We start from the raw sequence: 16,654 nt of genomic DNA, 5'->3' as shown, positions 1-16,654 counted from the left end.
CTGCGGAACAGCGTTTTTTTATTCAAATAATCTTATTGCTTTTCAGGACAGTACGCAGCCGCGGGATTTGACAAACCGCGTCCGCGATGGCGCTAATATTAGGCGTATTATCCTGGAACCAGTCATGTCCAGGCCCCCAGGTGCGCATAACGGCAATATAAACGTCCAGCAACGTGAGCTGATCGCCAAACGCGTACGGTTCGGCGCTTAGCTGGTCGTTCAGCCACATATAAAGCGATTTACGGTACTCAATACAGTTCTTTTTCAACTGCGCCGGAGCATCTGGCGTCCAGCGTTCGGGATAATCAGCATAGGTAAACGTGGGATAGACATTTGCCACCAGCCATATCAGCAGGCGCTGAAATTGTTGACGTTCCACATGTCCGACAGGCGGGGCCAGATCGGGCCTGCGATCAAGAATCATCAGCGCAATAGCCGCCGTTTCCGTCATCACACTGCCATTTTCCAGCCTGAGCGTTGGAATCTGACACAGTGGATTCATTTTTTTTAGCAACTCCCGCGAAGGGCCGTCACTGTCAAAGCCGTCCACATTAATAAACGTGTAAGGGATCTCCGCCAGTGTGAGCATCACTTCACTGATGGCCGATCCCCAGCCCGGCACCCCATAGACCTTAATCATGCTGCAACCCTCAATGTTAAAACCCTAAGTGTAGAGCAGCATTCGCGTGTCTATGCAGTCATCATTATTACTCTCATAATAACAATATCCGTGCCAGAGCGAACACCAGGAGAGTAAGAGATGCGTTCCAGTATGTTTGAATACATGAGCATTTTTGTGCAGGTCGTGGAGCAAGGGGGATTCGCCAAAGCTGCCGATGTGCTGCACCTGCACCGCCCCGCGGTGACGAAAGCAATTCAGCATCTTGAGGACGATCTGGGGACGAAACTCCTGAACCGAACGACGCGGAAGGTTACCCTGACCGAAGAAGGTGACGCATTTTACCAACGAACCAAAGTACTGCTTGGTGACGTGGATGACATCATGGCCTCTTTCTCACCGACACGGCCTCCACGTGGAAAGCTCAGGATCAATGCTCCACTGTCGTTGGCTCACTCGATTATAGTCCCTGCGCTAAGCAACTTTCAGTCACGCTATCCGGACATTGAGATTGTACTCACCTCCACTGACCGCAAAATTGATCTGCTTGCGGAGGGGATCGACTGCATGATCCGCATTGGCGAGTTGCAGGACTCCTCGCTGATATCCCGACGACTTGGCGAGGTAAAAATGGTGACCTGTGCGTCCGCAGATTATCTGGCTATACGGGGCATCCCACAGACACCGGATGATTTGGCTCAGCATCAGGCACTCAACTTCTTTAGCGAACGTCATCGTGACGCGCTGGAGTGGTCCTTCATCAACGAAGGGAAAACGGTATCTATCATACCAGCAAGCCGAATGAGCGTAGACAACTCCGACATTCTGCTAACAGGTTGTTTATCAGGATTGGGGATCATACACGGGGTTCACGCCGTACTGGCACCCTACCTCGAGTCGGGCCAGCTCGTTGAGGTGCTGGGTGACTATGCGGGGGAAGCTAAACCCGTTTCCGTGCTCTACCCGGACAGACGTCATCTTGCCCCGCGCGTGCGGGTGTTTATTGACTGGCTGTGTGCGCTTTTTAACGAGCAAAAACCGCGCCTGCAGGGATTATTACAATCTGAGTAATAGTGAAGTTCCATAACGGCGGTTTTTCGCCCCCACCGGAACCGATACATTGTGCGGACTCAAGTCAGAACAATTTACCGAGGTCCGCTATGTCTAAAGTCGTGGTTTTCAATCAAACAGGTGGCGCTGATGTGCTGAATATTCAGGATATTCAGACCCCGGCTCCGCTTGCAAACGATGTTCAGATCCGCGTTCGCGCAATAGGTATTAACCGGGCGGAAATTATGTACCGTACCGGACAATATATTTACCAACCCAATTTTCCTGCTCGCCTGGGCTATGAAGCCTCCGGCATTGTTGAAGCCGTCGGTGACAATGTGCACGAGTTCGCACCAGGCGATAGCGTGAGCGTCATTCCGGCATTCAGCTTTCATGAGTACGGTATGTATGGCGAAATCGTCAATGCGCCTGTTCATGCGGTCGTCAAACATCCTGAAAACCTGAGCTTTGCCGAGGCCGCCGCCAGTTGGATGATGTATGTGACGGCTTTTGGCGCGCTGGTCGAATATGCCAATATCGGGCCTGGCGATAACGTGCTGATCAATGCCGCGTCCAGCAGTGTCGGGCTGGCAGCGATACAGATAGCCAATATGCTCGGGGCAAAACCGATTGCGATGACGCGCACCAGTGAGAAGCGCGCCCAGCTTCTACAACTTGGCGCGGCAGAGGTTATCGCCAGTCAGGAGCGGGATCTGGTCGTGGAAATTAATCGTATAACCGATGGCAAAGGTACCCGCGTGGTCTTCGACCCGGTCGGCGGCCCCGGTGTGGCGAAAATAGCCCAGGTAATGCCCGCCGGAGGGTTATTTTTCCAGTACGGTTCGCTGGACGGTCGCGATCTGTCGATCCCGGTGATTGAGATCCTTGGCCGTCATCTGACCTTCCGCGGCTATGAGCTTTTCGAAATCACCACTGATGCTGAAAAACTGGCACGAGCTAAACGTTTCATCTTTGAAGGATTGCAATCGGGACAACTCAAGCCACTGATTGATAAAACCTTTGCGTTTGATGACATCGCGAAGGCCCACCAGTATATGGAGGCCAACGGTCAGGTAGGCAAAATCGTCGTTACCCTGTAATCGCTGTGCGGCACAGCCTTGTGCCGCAACATTTTTTCCGCGTATTTACAGAACTTTCGACAAAAACTGCTGCGTGCGCGTGTGGCGCGGATAATTTAGCACCTGTTCGCTGCTACCCTGCTCGACGATTTTGCCGTCAACCATAAATACCACCTGATCGGCCACCTCCCGGGCAAAACCGATTTCATGCGTCACCACCACCAGCGTGGTTCCCGACTGTGCCAGTGACTTAATCACATCCAGCACTTCGCCCACCAGTTCAGGATCGAGTGCGGACGTCGGCTCATCAAACAGCATCACGCGCGGATTTAACGCCAGCGCGCGGGCAATGGCGATTCGCTGCTGCTGTCCGCCGGACAAGTGACGCGACCAGGCATCGGCTTTATTTCGCAGCCCAACCGCATCAAGCAGAGTTAATGCCCGTTCGGTAGCGGCTTTACGCGATGCCAGCCCGTGGGCTATTGGCGCTTCAATCAGGTTCTCCAGCACTGTTAAATGCGGGAACAGGTTAAAGTTCTGAAATACGTAGCCCACATTAATGCGCTGGCGCAGGATTTCTGCCTCTTTTAGTTCATACAACCGGTCTCCCTGAAGGCGATAGCCAATATAATCACCGTCAATCTGAATAAACCCCTCATCGACACGCTCCAGATGATTAATCGCCCGCAATAGCGTTGATTTACCTGAACCGGAAGGCCCGAGAATGACCGTGACCGTACCGGGTGGGATCTCCAGAGATACGTTATCCAGCGCCTTATGGCGACCAAAATATTTGCTGACGCCGGTAATGGAAATATGACCTTCAGGCGAGTGGGACATGGATAGCCTCCTGCTGTGGAACCAGGCGACGACGTTTAGCCGAGCGACTCACCCTGGCGGTGTTAATAGCGGATCGTCTTTCACTGCGTGCCAGCGCGCGTTCAACCAGATGCTGAATTAATGACAAAACGCTGGTGATCACCAGATACCACACGGCTCCAACCATCAGCAGCGGAATCACTTCCTGGGTGCGGTTGTAGATCATCTGGATGGTGTAGAACAGTTCCGGCATCGCCAGCACATAAACCATCGCCGTACCTTTCGCCAGGCTGATAATTTCATTGAACCCGGCGGGCAAAATGGTGCGTAACGCCTGTGGCAGGATTATGCGCAGCGTGCGGCGCCAGGCAGGTAATCCCAGCGCGGCTGCGGCTTCGTACTGACCATGATCAACCCCAAGAAACCCGCCGCGAATAATTTCTGCGGTATAAGCACTTTGCACCAGCGTCAGGCCAACAACTGCAGTGGAAAACTGTCCAAGGACATTAATAGTCTCAAAGCTGCCCCACTGGATAGCAGTGAAGGGAATGCCGATCGCCAGCGTGTCGTACAAATAGGAGAAGTTGTACAAAATGATCAACACCACAATCAACGGGAGTGAACGAAACAACCAGATGTATCCCCACGCCAGGCTGTTTAGCAGCCAGGATGATGAGAGTCTGGCCAGCGCCAGCAACCCACCAAATACCACGCTCAGTAATGTCCCAATGAGCGTCAACAACAGCGTTTGCCCAAGTCCAGATAAGATAACCGGGTCGAAGAACCAGCGGGCAAACACACCCCATTCCCAGCGCGGATTAAACGCGACAGACTGAATAATCGCCGCCAGCACAAACAGGGCAATAATCGCCCCTACGGTGCGCATCGGGTAACGTGCCGGGACGACTTTGATGGTTGCAGTCGTTTTCATCTTCTCTCCTCAGGCAATTTTGGCCTGACCTGCGATAGTCAACAGTTTGGTGAAGCGCAGCCTCCCATCAAAGGGCGGCTGGCTGTACTCTTCTGGGTTACGAGTGGTATCGAACTGTGGATCGTATCCCTGACTCAAATAAAGTCGGACGGCCTCTGGCTGGCGAAAGCCCGTGGTCAGATAGATACGGCTATAGCCCGCCAGTAATGCCCGGCGCTCCAGTTCCTGCACCACGTACGCTGCCAGCCCCTGCTTACGCAGGCTGCTTTTAGTCCAGATACGCTTAATTTCAGCGGTGTCTTTGTCATAGGGTTTATAAGCCCCGGTGGCGATAATTTCGCCGTCGCGCTCCAGCACCACAAAGATCCCCTGTGGAGCCAGATACCATTCGGTTAGCTCCACTTCAGCATCACGAGAAAAATAATCACCATAGCGGGCGGCGTACTCACCAAACAGTCCGCTGAGGATCGGCTGTAGCTCAATGGCTTCGGGCGAGACAACGCGGAATTGATCGCTCACATTGACCTCCTTAGTCGCCTAAACCGGCTGGGTTAACTTCAGATTGTGGGATACGTTCTACCCCTTCCCCCCAGCGGTTCAGCACCTTGTCATAGTCGCCATTGCCGATCACACCGTTGAGAGCTGTTTGCACCGGCAGCACCAGACCGCTATCTTTTTTCAGCGTGACGGCAATATGTGCGGCTTTTGGCCAACCGCCATCAACGCTGCCCACCAGTTGCGTTTTGCCGTTGAGGGCAGCTTTCCAGGCCCCAATGACATTCGGACCAAAGTAAGCATCTGCACGACCTGACTGTAGAGCTAACGTCTGAGCAGCATCATCTTTGGTATACACCGGCGTAAACGGTTTTAATCCTTTCTTCAGATTCTCTTCGTTCCACGCCAACAGAATGGCTTCCTGGTTCGTCCCTGAGCCGACGATGATACGCAGACCGGCAATATCTTCCGCCTGCTCTATTTTCTTCAGCTTGCTGCCGGTTTTGACGTAAAAGCCAAGGGAATCTTTCCGATACGTCGCAAAATCGAATTTTTCTTTGCGTGCTTTGGTGACGGTAATATTGCTGATCGCGGCATCATATTTGCCGGAAGCTACGCCCAGCGGCCAGTCTTCCCATGACGTGGGTACGACATTCAGCTCCAGCCCCAGGCTATCGGCAACCAGGCGAGCGATATCTGCCTCACTGCCGATGAGCGTTTTATTATCATCGGCAAATACAGTCAGCGGCGGCTGGCTCAGTCCGGCGATAGCGACCGTGAATTTACCTGGTACAGCCAGATGCAGGTTGGCGGGTAACTGCGCGATCGCCTGTGGATTTTTGGCCGTGTTAATCGGTGTTTTATTAGCTTCCAGACTTACGCCAGTACCGTTGATGGTGACGTCATTTGCCCAGACTGTCGCGCTGAAAGCCAGTGACAGCGCAAGAAGTAGTGATTTTTTCTGCATAGCGTTTTCTCTTATTGTGTGAATTGATTTGCAGGTGTTGCCAGCCCCAGACTTGCGCGCAGCGTCGTGCCGGGGTAGTCGTGGCGAAATAAACCGCGCGCCTGAAGCACGGGAATAACCTGTTCGACAAACCGTGGGAATGTATCTGGCGTTCCCCCCTGAATGATGAAACCGTCTGCGGCTTTCTCCTCGAACCACTGCTGCAGACCATCAGCAACCTGTGCCGGCGTTCCGCTAAAACGTGGACGTGGACTGGCAGCTTCCAGCGCCACCTGACGCAGGGTTAATCCCCGTTCCCGCGCATTGCGCTTGATCTCGTCAGTGGTACTGCGAAAACTGTTTTCCCCGAGGGGGCCAAGATCCGGGAACGGTGCGTCCAGCGGGTACTGGCTAAAATCGTGATGTTCAAAATAGCGTCCCAGGTAATTCAGCGCGTCGGTAATCGACACCAGTGCAGCGGTCGCCTGGTACTGTTGCTCTACGTCAGCATCACTGTCGCCAACAATAATGCTGACGCCTTGGAAAATATGCAGCTCATCGACATGACGTCCGACAGCTTCAAGCCGACTTTTGACATCCTGATAAAATGCTTTGGCTTCAGACAGCGATTCCTGATGGGTGAAAATAGCGTCCGCATGCTGCGCCGCTAATTTTTTCCCATCGTGTGATGCGCCGGCCTGAAAAATAATCGGACGGCCTTGCGGCGTACGCCCAATATTTAATGGCCCGGCGACCTGGAAATAATCTCCATGATGGTTTAGCGTGTGCAGTTTATGAGGATTAAAAAATTCCCCGCTTGTTTTATCACGGGTAAAAGCATCGTCTTCCCAGGAATCCCACAGTCCTTTCACTACCTGTAAATATTCATCGGCAATACGATAACGCTGGGCATGCTCAGGATGCTGAGCGCGAGAATAGTTTTTAGCCGAACCTTCCAGCGGGGATGTCACCACATTCCATCCGGCCCTGCCCTGACTAAGATGGTCCAGACTGGCAAACTGTCGCGCAGTAGTAAACGGCTCGCTATAAGAGGTTGAAACCGTGCCCACCAGACCAAGATGACGGGTGATGCTTGCCAGCGCAGATAATACCGTCAGCGGCTCAAAGCGATTTAAGAAATGTGGAATAGATTTTTCATTAATATACAGACCGTCAGCGACAAAAATAAAATCCAGCTTCCCTTTCTCCGCAATAAACGCCGTCTCTTTGACAAAATCAAAATTAATACTGGCATCGGCCTGAGCAGCCGGATGGCGCCATGCTGACATATTCCCGGAGGCGCCATGCAAAATAGTGCCCAGACGTAATTGCCGATTTTCAGCCATAGTAACCCCTACCCAACAGGTAAATTAAAGGTGTGCGAATGCCGTTTTTGCTAAATGTGCAAAGTAGTGTGCGGCAGGTTCAATTAACCGTTCATCCGGATTAAATCCCGGATGATGTAATCCGTATTCACTGGCACTACCGATGCTAACAAACGCACCAGGTGTATTTTGCAAATAAACGGCAAAATCCTCCCCGCCCATATGCAGGTCGGCATGATGCGTTGTGTAACCGGATTGTCTGGCTACTTTGGTCGCAATATCGGCCCAGTGCGCGTCATTGACCAGGGCCGTGGGCCCCGCGTGCCAGATAACATCGATCTGTGCGCCAAAGGCGTGGGCAAACCCAGCGACAATATCACTGACCCGCGATTTAACCTGTTGTTGCACCTCTGCGCGATGTGTCCGAAGCGTCCCTTCCAGCTCAACGGATTCCGGTAGTACGTTCCATGTATTTCCCCCCTGAATTCGGGTGACGCTAAGCACCACCGAATCCAGCGTATTGACCTCACGGCTGGCGACACTTTGTAATACCGTCACCAGTTGACTGGCGAGGAGGATGGCATCTTTTCCCTCGTGTGGGCGTGCCGCATGCGCACCTTTTCCGGTAATACGCAGCACAAAGCGATCGACATTGGCATAGAACGCACCGCCGCGTGTGGCAAATTCGCCCACCGGCAAACCGGGCTCATTGTGCATACCGAAAATAGCCGCTACGTTTTGCAGCGCTCCGGCGCGGATCAGCGTTTTTGCGCCGCCGAAACTCTCTTCAGCTGGTTGAAACAAAATACGTACTCGCCCCGGTAAGGTTGTTTCCTGTTGTTTAAGCAGCAGTGCAGCACCAAGCATGACGCTGGTATGGACGTCATGCCCGCAGGCATGCATCACGCCCGGTGTGAGGGAGCGAAACGGCACATCGGTGTTTTCTTCTATCGGTAACGCATCGATATCCGCCCGCAGAGCGATGACATCTTCTCCCTGACCGATTTCGGCAACCACTCCGGTTTTCAAATTGAATGGCAATAAAGTGACATCTGCAGCATGCAACCAGTCACGAATACGCGCGGTTGTCGCCACTTCCTGGAGGGACAGCTCCGGGTACTGATGTAGCTCGCGACGCCAGTCGATAAGCTGTGAGGCTAATGACATCAGACAACCTCCATCGTGCTATGGGCTTGCGCCAGCAGGCGTAACGATGTCAGGCGCGCCTGACCTTCGGCCACCGGCGTATCGATAATGAATTCATCAATACCGTATTGCACCTGCAATGAGCGCAGTGTTGCCACCACCTCCTGGGCACTCCCGTGCAGTAACGCCTGCTCACGCCGGGCGATTGTTCGCGGTGCGCTGCCCGCCTGCGCGGCGAAAGCCAGCGCCTGCTCTTCGCTGGCGACGGTGACACGTTGCCCATCCTCCAACTCGACGCCCCAGATTTGTACATCTTCCGCCAGTTGCGCAGCCATATCACTGCTGTCAGCCACAATAACCTGTACGGCGACAATCGTTGGACGTGAACTGTTGGCCTGCCAGAAGCTCAGCACCTCATGCAGTAACGCTTTATCGCCGTTCAGGTGCGCCGCGAAAATAAAGTTCCAGTCAGACTCTGCCGCCAGGCGTGCACTTTCTACGCTCGCGCCAAGCACAAATCTTTGCGGCGGCGCAGGCGGGAGCGGTGTCGGGAATACTGTCTGCCCGCTTTCTGTCCCGGTCAGCGCCAGCCAGGCGTTCAGTTGAGCAAGCTGGTCGGCAAAACTGCCTTTTTCTTCCTGATGAAGACCCAACTGCAGTGCCTGCGTTGACAGCGGTAAGCCGCCTGGCGCTTTTCCAATCCCAAGATCGACACGTCCCGGCGCCAGTGAGGCCAGAAGATTAAAGTTTTCCGCAACTTTGTAGGGGCTATAGTGTTGCAGCATGACGCCGCCGGAACCCACGCGAATGCGCTGGGTTTGTCCCAGTATCCAGGCGATCACCAGCTCCGGCGATGGACTGGCAAGCTGTGGCGTATTATGGTGTTCCGCGATCCAGAAACGATGGTACCCCCACTCTTCTGCGCGTTGTGCCAGGCGCAGCGTACGGGTCAGTGCGGTTGCGGCAGTTTCACCTTCTCCGATGGGGCTTTTATCCAGAATACTCAGGCGGTATGACATGTTGCAGGCCTATATTTGTTAACATGTCAGTATTATTAAATTATAAAATAACCATATAGAAACATTTAATTCACATTTGCTCAGCTAAAAAACAGATAACCAACCCCGCAGCGATCAGGGATAACGTTCATACCAACAGGAACCAAACTTCCGGTTTTGGACGCGGCACTCTGCAGAAAAAATGGCTTGTATTTGCATACTACAAAATATAATAGGTTTTTTATTGATACTGGAAAGACGACAACATCCTTTTCCGTTTGATTTATTTTTACGCATGCGTTCAGTAATGAATTTAATTTAAGTCAGACTAAACACCTGTCTGTGTTATGCGCTTGTATTGATTGTTTCATTTTTATGAAAGAGACATAGGTTCCACGCATTAATTTTTTTATTTTAAATACTTTCACAGAACTGATGATTAGTAGAGAATGCAGCGTTTCTTATTAAAATGGTTTAAAACAGCTTTTTAATATCCCCTGGCATTATTACGGGGATCTTTGTATGAATTATACATACCATCATGGGGCCTTTATGAAAAGTAACATGCCCGTTACACAAATTGAGCACACACTTAACGGTAAAGCGACGCTGCTATCGACGACAGATAAAGAGAGTCATATTACCTATGCAAACTCCGCGTTTATCGATGCCAGTGGTTTTAACGAAAGTCAATTAATGGGTGAACCACATAATATTATTCGCCATCCGGATATGCCGCCAGCCGCGTTTGCTGACATGTGGTACACGTTGCAGCAAGGTGACAGCTGGACGGGAATGGTGAAAAACCGGCGTCAAAACGGTGACCACTACTGGGTACGTGCCAACGTCACGCCCGTTTGGCACAATGAAAAGTTAACGGGTTACATCTCAGTGCGTACTGTTCCTTCGCGAAACGAAATATCTCAGAGTGAGCAGTTGTATGAAAAAATAAATAATCAACAACTTAGCGGGTTCCGTCTTTTTAAGGGTATTATCATTCGCCGTGGCATATTGGCATGGACTTCAATGTTTAAATGGTTGAGCATTAGTCAACGCGTCAATTATGCTTTGGGAGTCGTTGCCCTGCTCTCTTTGTTATTAATCTTCGCTCCCGTAAATCATTTTATTCAATCCGGCGGTTTACTGGCGTTATTTCTGTTATTTGCCATTTACCTTAAGTGCCAAATTTGTCAGCCAGTTAATACACTATTGACTCAAATGAAGAAAGTCGTATCCGGACGAAAACCCGATAACTGTCATTTAAATCGCGTAGATGAAATCGGCATGTTAATGCGGCTGGTTAATCAATCCGGACTTAATCTAAATTCACTGGTTGATGACGTTAGTACGCAAATATCCGGAATTCAGGCCATCAGCCAACGCGTTTCTAAAGAAGGTATTGCGCTGCATACGCGTTCTGAAGAAACATCCGCAGACCTTCAGCAAACCGCTGCCGCCATTGAAGAAATTGGTAGTGCAGTGCAGCAAACTGCAGAAACGGCGGCACATACCATGACGATGGCAGACCAAACCAGCACCAATGCCGCTGAAGGCGGCGATATTATGAAACAAACTATCGCCATGATGCAGGCGATCTCTCGTGATAATGGTCAGATTGTCGATATCATTGGCGTAATTGATAGCATTGCCTTCCAGACTAATATTCTGGCGCTCAACGCGGCCGTTGAGGCGGCGCGTGCCGGAGAATCCGGGCGCGGTTTTGCCGTCGTGGCCGCGGAGGTGCGCAATCTTGCGCAACACTCTGCATCAGCGGCAAAAGAGATTAAACAGCTTATCGAGAAGAACGTCGCTAACGTCAATACCGGCGTAAAAATGGTTGAACAAACAGAAACGCATCTCACCGGAATGATCAGCGATGTGTTACAGATGTCGATGATGATTAAAGACATTAGTCTGGCAACGCGGGAGCAAACCCAGGCGTTGGATCTGATTAATGATTCCATTTCGCGTGTTGGTACCATGACGCACAATAATGCCGAGATGGTGGAGCGTGTCACTGACGCAACTGCCGATTTAACGCAGCGCTCATCGCGATTGCAGCAGGCCGTGCAGGTCTTTGGCGTGTCGGTATAAGGCAAACAGCGCTCATTCTGCTGACGATCAGGATGAGCGCATTCCTTCGCATTTTCCCACCGCCTCTGTTTTTACTGAATCGAGTCCACATCCCGTCGATTCAGGCCACAGAAAAACCCCACTTCCCCGTGTCCAGGCTTTGCGTCACTTCTCAATTGAATGTAGGATGCTCGGCCGACAGTTTCCCGCGGTAACACAATGAAGGGTAACGCTGTTTTCGCCGCAACTGCTGCGGCAAAAAGGATTTTGTAAATTAGTCAGGTTAACAGGAAACGTAATGAACACACACAACACGCAAGCCGCGGAACAACACGCGGCGAAACGACGCTGGTTGAATGCTCACGAAGAGGGGTATCACAAAGCGATGGGTAACCGGCAGGTACAAATGATCGCCATTGGCGGTGCTATTGGTACCGGGTTATTTTTAGGGGCTGGCGCACGTTTGCAAATGGCCGGCCCCGCTTTAGCACTGGTCTATCTGGTCTGCGGTATTTTTTCATTCTTCATTCTGCGGGCACTCGGTGAACTGGTTTTACACCGCCCTTCCAGCGGCAGCTTTGTCTCTTATGCCCGCGAATTTTTAGGTGAGAAAGCGGCCTATGTGGCTGGCTGGATGTACTTCATCAACTGGGCGATGACCGGAATCGTGGATATCACGGCCGTGGCCTTGTATATGCACTACTGGGGCGCATTTGGTGACGTACCGCAATGGGTGTTTGCCCTCGGCGCATTGGCCATTGTCGGCACCATGAACATGATCGGCGTAAAGTGGTTTGCGGAGATGGAGTTCTGGTTTGCACTGGTCAAAGTGCTGGCTATCGTTATCTTCCTGGTCGTCGGGACTGTCTTTTTAGGCACGGGAAAACCGCTCGATGGTAACGCCACGGGTTTTCATCTGATCACCGACAACGGTGGTTTTTTCCCGCATGGCCTGCTGCCAGCGCTGGTACTGGTACAGGGCGTCGTCTTTGCATTTGCTTCCATTGAACTGGTAGGCACTGCGGCGGGTGAGTGCAAAGATCCGCAAACGATGGTGCCAAAAGCGATTAACAGCGTTATCTGGCGAATTGGCCTGTTCTATGTGGGTTCAGTGGTGTTACTGGTCATGCTGCTGCCCTGGAATGCCTATCAGGCAGGTCAAAGCCCGTTTGTTACCTTCTTTTCCAAACTCGGCGTTCCCTATATTGGCAGTATTATGAATATCGTGGTGCTTACCGCTGCGCTTTCCAGCCTCAACTCGGGTTTGTATTGCACTGGTCGTATTTTGCGCTCAATGTCGATGGGCGGTTCCGCGCCCAAATTTATGGCCAAAATGAGCCGTCAACACGTACCTTATGCTGGCATACTTGCCACGCTTGTCGTGTACGTCGTCGGGGTTTTCCTCAACTATCTGGTGCCTTCGCAGGTATTCGAGATCGTGCTTAACTTTGCCTCGCTGGGCATCATTGCATCGTGGGCCTTCATTATGGTGTGCCAGATGCGTCTGCGTCGGGCCATTAAAGATGGCAAAGCGGCAGACGTTCACTTCAAACTGCCCGGTGCGCCGTTTACGTCCTGGTTAACACTGTTGTTTTTACTGGCTGTGCTGGTGCTGATGGCGTTTGACTATCCGAATGGGACCTACACTATCGCCTCATTACCGCTGATTGCCATTCTGCTGGTCGCTGGCTGGTTTGGTGTACGTAAACGCGTCGCGGAAATCCACCGTACCGCGCCGTAACGCTTTAAGGTAGGTCAGATTTCTGGCCTACCTGTTTGAGCGACTTAGTTTGCTTCAATTAGCTGAGCAACATCATTGCTGTTAATTTCCCGCGCATTCCCGTCCTGATCGGTATAGCTGGTCATTCCCGTATCTTTATCCAGTTTTGGTTTGCCCTGGGTGGTAATCGTTTGTCCGCTTTTCGTCGTCATGACGTAATCGGTGGTGCACCCTGCCAGCGTAAACAGCATTACGCCCGCACAAAGACAGATTAATGGCTTTTTCATGGTATTCCCGTGTTATTCAGTTAGCCGTTGAGGGCGTAGTGTAAGTCTCTGAAGTTTGTCAGGCTACCGATGGGGTGTAACGAGGCGTATCGTGGAGTATAGAGAAATGACAGGAGGGGTTGCCCCCTCCGAATAATTACAGGGCGATACGAATAACATCGTCCGGTTGAGTCGCTTCCTGCTCGCGTGTGGATTTCTGTTTCACGCTAACGTACAGGGTTTTACCATCGGCGGAGAGCGCCAGGCTGTTTGGGAACGTCGGGGTATCGAAGGTTTTAACCACTGTATAGCTTTTCGCGTCGATCACGCTGACTTTACCGGCCTGACGGTGGGTCACGTAAGCTTCATTACGCACCGGGTTGAACAGTACGGCCAGGGATTCCGGCGCGGCAACTTTTGCCAGCACGTTGCCGTTACGGGTATCGATAACCAGCACTTCCGCTGCTTTAGAGTCAGTGACAAACGCACGATGACCTGCCGTATCCAGGCTCAGGTTAATGAAGAAGTGCTCTTTGCCATCGTCCAGCAGTTTTTTGCGGCTGAGAATTTTGTTGGAGGCGGTATCGATGGTAATGAATTCGCCATCGGCATTGGCGGTATACAGGCGTTTAGCCTTGCTGTCGACGGCCAGTGCAGTGCTCATTTTACCGGTATTTTGAATCGTGTCCTGAAGTTTGACAGTCTCACCGTCCACCACCCAAATCACGCTCTCCTTACCAATTCCGCTGATGTATACCTTGTTGGTGGCATCATCGGCGACCAGTTCACGAGGCTGCAGCGGACGGACATCTTCAGAACGTTTACGCGCATCCAGTACCAGACGCCCTTTCACCTCACCGGTTTTCGCATCAATCGCAGTCACCGCGCTATTCACGGTATTACCAAACCACAGCGTTTGCGTCGCGTTATTGATGGTCGCGCCAAACGGTTTGAGATCGTTATGAATAACCTGAGTCACTTCAAGCGTCACCGGATCAAGACGGTAAACTATCCCACCTTTATCCAGCTTACGACTCTGCGAGGTGGCCAGCCACAGTGCGTTTTCCTGCTGGCTGTACGCCATTTCGTAGGCGCCTTTACCTACGCCTTTGCGCAGCAGTTCTTCCGCAGCCTGCGTGCTAAATGATGATGCAACCAGCAGTGAACCTAACAGTAAAGAACCACGCAGGCGCGGTGAAAACAGATGACGTAAAGACATGACGACTCCCTTTGATAAATTCAGTTGTTACTGCTTCACATAGCTTCAATGAGCAAAATCATGGTTTTGCCTTTTTAAGAATGAGAATAGTAATCATTATTTATCGCAAAGTGGAGTGTTTATTCACATTCGGTGAAAACCTGCTTATTTTCTCCATGAATACTCGCTTGCGGCGAAATCAATATTCAGACAGATTGGCTCTACAACTCTTGCCGGATGGCGGCGTGACGCCATCCGGTTGTTACCGCCTTTAACCCCTCCGTATCACTCTTCAGCAAGCCGAATTACGACCTTGCCAAAGTTTTTACCGGTCAGCAGACCGATAAAGGTCTCCGGTGCATTTTCCAGCCCCTCAGTGACCTGCTCGCGATAGTGGATCTTGCCTTCCTGGACCCAGCGCCCCATTTCTCGCTGAAATTCATGAATGCGGTGACCATAATCCTGACCAATGATAAAGCCCTGCAAGCGAATACGTTTTTTCAGTAACGTGGCCATAAGCAACGGTAAACGGTCTGGGCCCGTCGGCAGTGATGTCGCGTTATAACCACTCACCAGACCACACAGCGGAATACGCGCGGAGGTGTTGAGTAACGGCAAAACGGCATCAAAAACTTTACCGCCGACGTTTTCATAATAGATATCGATACCCTGCGGACAGGCTTGTGCCAGTTGGAGTGCGAAATCGGGGGCATGATGATCGAGGCAAATATCAAAGCCCAACACGTCAGTAGCATGGCGACATTTCTCTGCCCCACCAGCTACCCCAACGACCCGACAGCCCTTCAGTTTACCGATCTGGCCCACGGTTGCGCCAACAGGTCCGGTTGCCGCAGCAACAACCAGTGTCTCACCGGCTTTGGGCTGGCCAATATCCAGCAGCCCCATATACGCCGTAAAGCCCGGCATACCCAGCAGACCAAGCGCCCAGGAAGGATGCTCAGGATGATCGCCTAACTTTACCAAATCAGAACCCTTTGAGATGGCGAAGTCCTGCCAGCCGCTATAGCTCAACACCCATTCACCGGGTTTAAAATCCGAATGATTCGATGCCTCGACCCGACTGACCGTGCCGCCCACCATCACTGCGCCAATCTCAACCGGGGGCGAATAAGACGGTTCGTCACTCATACGCCCACGCATATAGGGATCGAGTGAGAGGTAGACGTTACGCAGTAACACCTCTCCGTCACCGGGGGGGGTGATGGCCTCTTCTTCCAGACGGAAGTTACCGGGCACCGGTGCGCCATGCGGGCGTGACGCCAGAACCCAGCGACGATTGCGTTGAATTTGTTGACCCATTGATGTTCTCCTCAGCTTTTGGCATGAATCCATCAATAGTAGACGCGCTATCTCTGTGATGCTTTCACATTAATTGCCAGCGTGGTTTAACCGCACAACCAGATAAACGCAGGACTGCGCGGTTTCATTGATAAACCGACAGTCATTTGGCGGCCCCAGCTCCAGGCAGTCCCCGGCTTTCATTTCATGGCGTGTATCACCTTCCACAAACACCAATTCGCCCTGCTGCAACCAGAGAAGCTGTCGGGCCTGCACGTAGGAAGAGGCGGGCATCGGGATATCACTGCCGGCCGGTAATTCGATTTGCACCAGATCGATAGGCAGATCGCTGCGCGGAGATACGTGACGGCGCAAATAGTGGCTTTGCGGATCGTGCCAGACCGGCTGGTCGGCGAAACGCAGCAGTTTACCCTCCTGCATTTCGGCTCGGGCAATCAGCGTCGACATGCTGATACCAAACGCACCGGAAAGCCGTCCCAGTAGCGTCGCCGTTGGACTGCTCTCTCCACGTTCTATTTTATGGATCATCGCCCGCGAGACCCCTGCTCGTTCGGCAAGTTCCGTCAGCGACCAGCCGCGAGATTCCCGCTCAATGCGAATTCTTGCACTGATCCGTTGATTTATACTGTCTTCAATAGTATTCATATTGTAATACTATAGTGAACAACC

At 51.9% G+C, this 16,654-nt stretch carries 14 protein-coding genes and 1 pseudogene; 4 read left to right on the top strand and 11 right to left on the bottom strand.

The window, feature by feature from the left end; translation table 11 throughout:
• Nucleotides 1–22: 22 nt before the first annotated feature.
• Nucleotides 23–640, bottom strand: a complete 618-nt coding sequence (locus HV041_RS08640; RefSeq protein WP_165712383.1) for a glutathione S-transferase family protein — start codon at nucleotides 638–640, stop codon at nucleotides 23–25.
• A 120-nt stretch (nucleotides 641–760) separates the two neighbouring features.
• Here HV041_RS08640 and HV041_RS08635 point away from each other — a divergent pair, with 120 nt between their 5' ends.
• Both HV041_RS08635 and HV041_RS08630 read left to right on the top strand, forming a co-directional pair.
• Nucleotides 761–1,690: a LysR family transcriptional regulator gene (locus HV041_RS08635; protein ID WP_121584662.1), complete on the top strand. Its 930-nt coding sequence runs from the start codon at nucleotides 761–763 to the stop codon at nucleotides 1,688–1,690.
• 89 nt (nucleotides 1,691–1,779) lie between these two features.
• Nucleotides 1,780–2,769 carry a zinc-dependent alcohol dehydrogenase family protein gene (locus HV041_RS08630; protein ID WP_121584663.1) on the top strand — a complete coding sequence of 330 codons (990 nt, stop codon included), beginning with the start codon at nucleotides 1,780–1,782 and terminating at the stop codon, nucleotides 2,767–2,769.
• Between the two features lie 45 nt (nucleotides 2,770–2,814).
• Here HV041_RS08630 and HV041_RS08625 read toward each other — a convergent pair whose 3' ends face one another.
• From HV041_RS08625 to HV041_RS08595, 6 genes and pseudogenes are all read right to left on the bottom strand, one after another.
• A complete protein-coding gene (locus tag HV041_RS08625; protein WP_061067924.1) occupies nucleotides 2,815–3,588 on the bottom strand; it encodes an amino acid ABC transporter ATP-binding protein in 774 nt (257 codons plus the stop codon).
• A complete protein-coding gene (locus HV041_RS08620; protein ID WP_061067925.1) occupies nucleotides 3,572–4,498 on the bottom strand; it encodes an amino acid ABC transporter permease in 927 nt (308 codons plus the stop codon). Before HV041_RS08620 ends, HV041_RS08625 begins: the two co-directional genes overlap by 17 nt.
• Before the next feature lie 9 nt (nucleotides 4,499–4,507).
• Nucleotides 4,508–5,017, bottom strand: a complete 510-nt coding sequence (locus HV041_RS08615; RefSeq protein ID WP_061067926.1) for a GNAT family N-acetyltransferase — start codon at nucleotides 5,015–5,017, stop codon at nucleotides 4,508–4,510.
• 10 nt (nucleotides 5,018–5,027) lie between these two features.
• A pseudogene (locus HV041_RS25045) lies at nucleotides 5,028–7,285 on the bottom strand (NtaA/DmoA family FMN-dependent monooxygenase).
• A 24-nt stretch (nucleotides 7,286–7,309) separates the two neighbouring features.
• Entirely contained in the window at nucleotides 7,310–8,431 is a 1,122-nt protein-coding gene (locus HV041_RS08600; protein ID WP_121584665.1) for an amidohydrolase, read from the bottom strand.
• Nucleotides 8,431–9,429 carry an MsnO8 family LLM class oxidoreductase gene (locus tag HV041_RS08595; RefSeq protein ID WP_061067930.1) on the bottom strand — a complete coding sequence of 333 codons (999 nt, stop codon included), beginning with the start codon at nucleotides 9,427–9,429 and terminating at the stop codon, nucleotides 8,431–8,433. The genes HV041_RS08600 and HV041_RS08595 overlap by 1 nt, the downstream gene beginning before the upstream one ends.
• Nucleotides 9,430–9,960: 531 nt before the next feature.
• Between HV041_RS08595 and HV041_RS08590 the strand changes: the two genes are divergently transcribed.
• Together HV041_RS08590 and ansP are read left to right on the top strand one after the other, a co-directional pair.
• Entirely contained in the window at nucleotides 9,961–11,502 is a 1,542-nt protein-coding gene (locus HV041_RS08590; RefSeq protein ID WP_115643383.1) for a PAS domain-containing methyl-accepting chemotaxis protein, read from the top strand.
• 277 nt (nucleotides 11,503–11,779) lie between these two features.
• The gene (gene ansP, locus HV041_RS08585) at nucleotides 11,780–13,222 is read left to right on the top strand and encodes an L-asparagine permease (RefSeq protein WP_121584666.1); all 1,443 of its coding nucleotides are present in this window, start codon (nucleotides 11,780–11,782) and stop codon (nucleotides 13,220–13,222) included.
• Nucleotides 13,223–13,266: 44 nt separating this feature from the next.
• Here the strand turns inward: ansP and HV041_RS08580 are convergent, their stop codons facing one another.
• From HV041_RS08580 to HV041_RS08565, 4 genes are all read right to left on the bottom strand, one after another.
• Nucleotides 13,267–13,488 carry a YgdI/YgdR family lipoprotein gene (locus tag HV041_RS08580; protein ID WP_043016274.1) on the bottom strand — a complete coding sequence of 74 codons (222 nt, stop codon included), beginning with the start codon at nucleotides 13,486–13,488 and terminating at the stop codon, nucleotides 13,267–13,269.
• A 136-nt stretch (nucleotides 13,489–13,624) separates the two neighbouring features.
• Nucleotides 13,625–14,686: a YncE family protein gene (locus tag HV041_RS08575; RefSeq protein WP_121584667.1), complete on the bottom strand. Its 1,062-nt coding sequence runs from the start codon at nucleotides 14,684–14,686 to the stop codon at nucleotides 13,625–13,627.
• A 264-nt stretch (nucleotides 14,687–14,950) separates the two neighbouring features.
• On the bottom strand, nucleotides 14,951–15,985 hold the full coding sequence (locus HV041_RS08570) for an NADP-dependent oxidoreductase (protein WP_121584668.1): 1,035 nt from the start codon (nucleotides 15,983–15,985) through the stop codon (nucleotides 14,951–14,953).
• A 69-nt stretch (nucleotides 15,986–16,054) separates the two neighbouring features.
• Nucleotides 16,055–16,630 (bottom strand): XRE family transcriptional regulator, encoded by a 576-nt coding sequence (locus HV041_RS08565; RefSeq protein ID WP_048211614.1) that lies wholly within the window; start codon nucleotides 16,628–16,630, stop codon nucleotides 16,055–16,057.
• Between the last annotated feature and the right edge of the window lie 24 nt (nucleotides 16,631–16,654).

The organism is Citrobacter sp. RHBSTW-00029 (assembly GCF_014104295.1).
GTDB lineage: Bacteria > Pseudomonadota > Gammaproteobacteria > Enterobacterales > Enterobacteriaceae > Citrobacter > Citrobacter youngae.
This window is presented reverse-complemented; position numbering and strand designations above follow the sequence as displayed.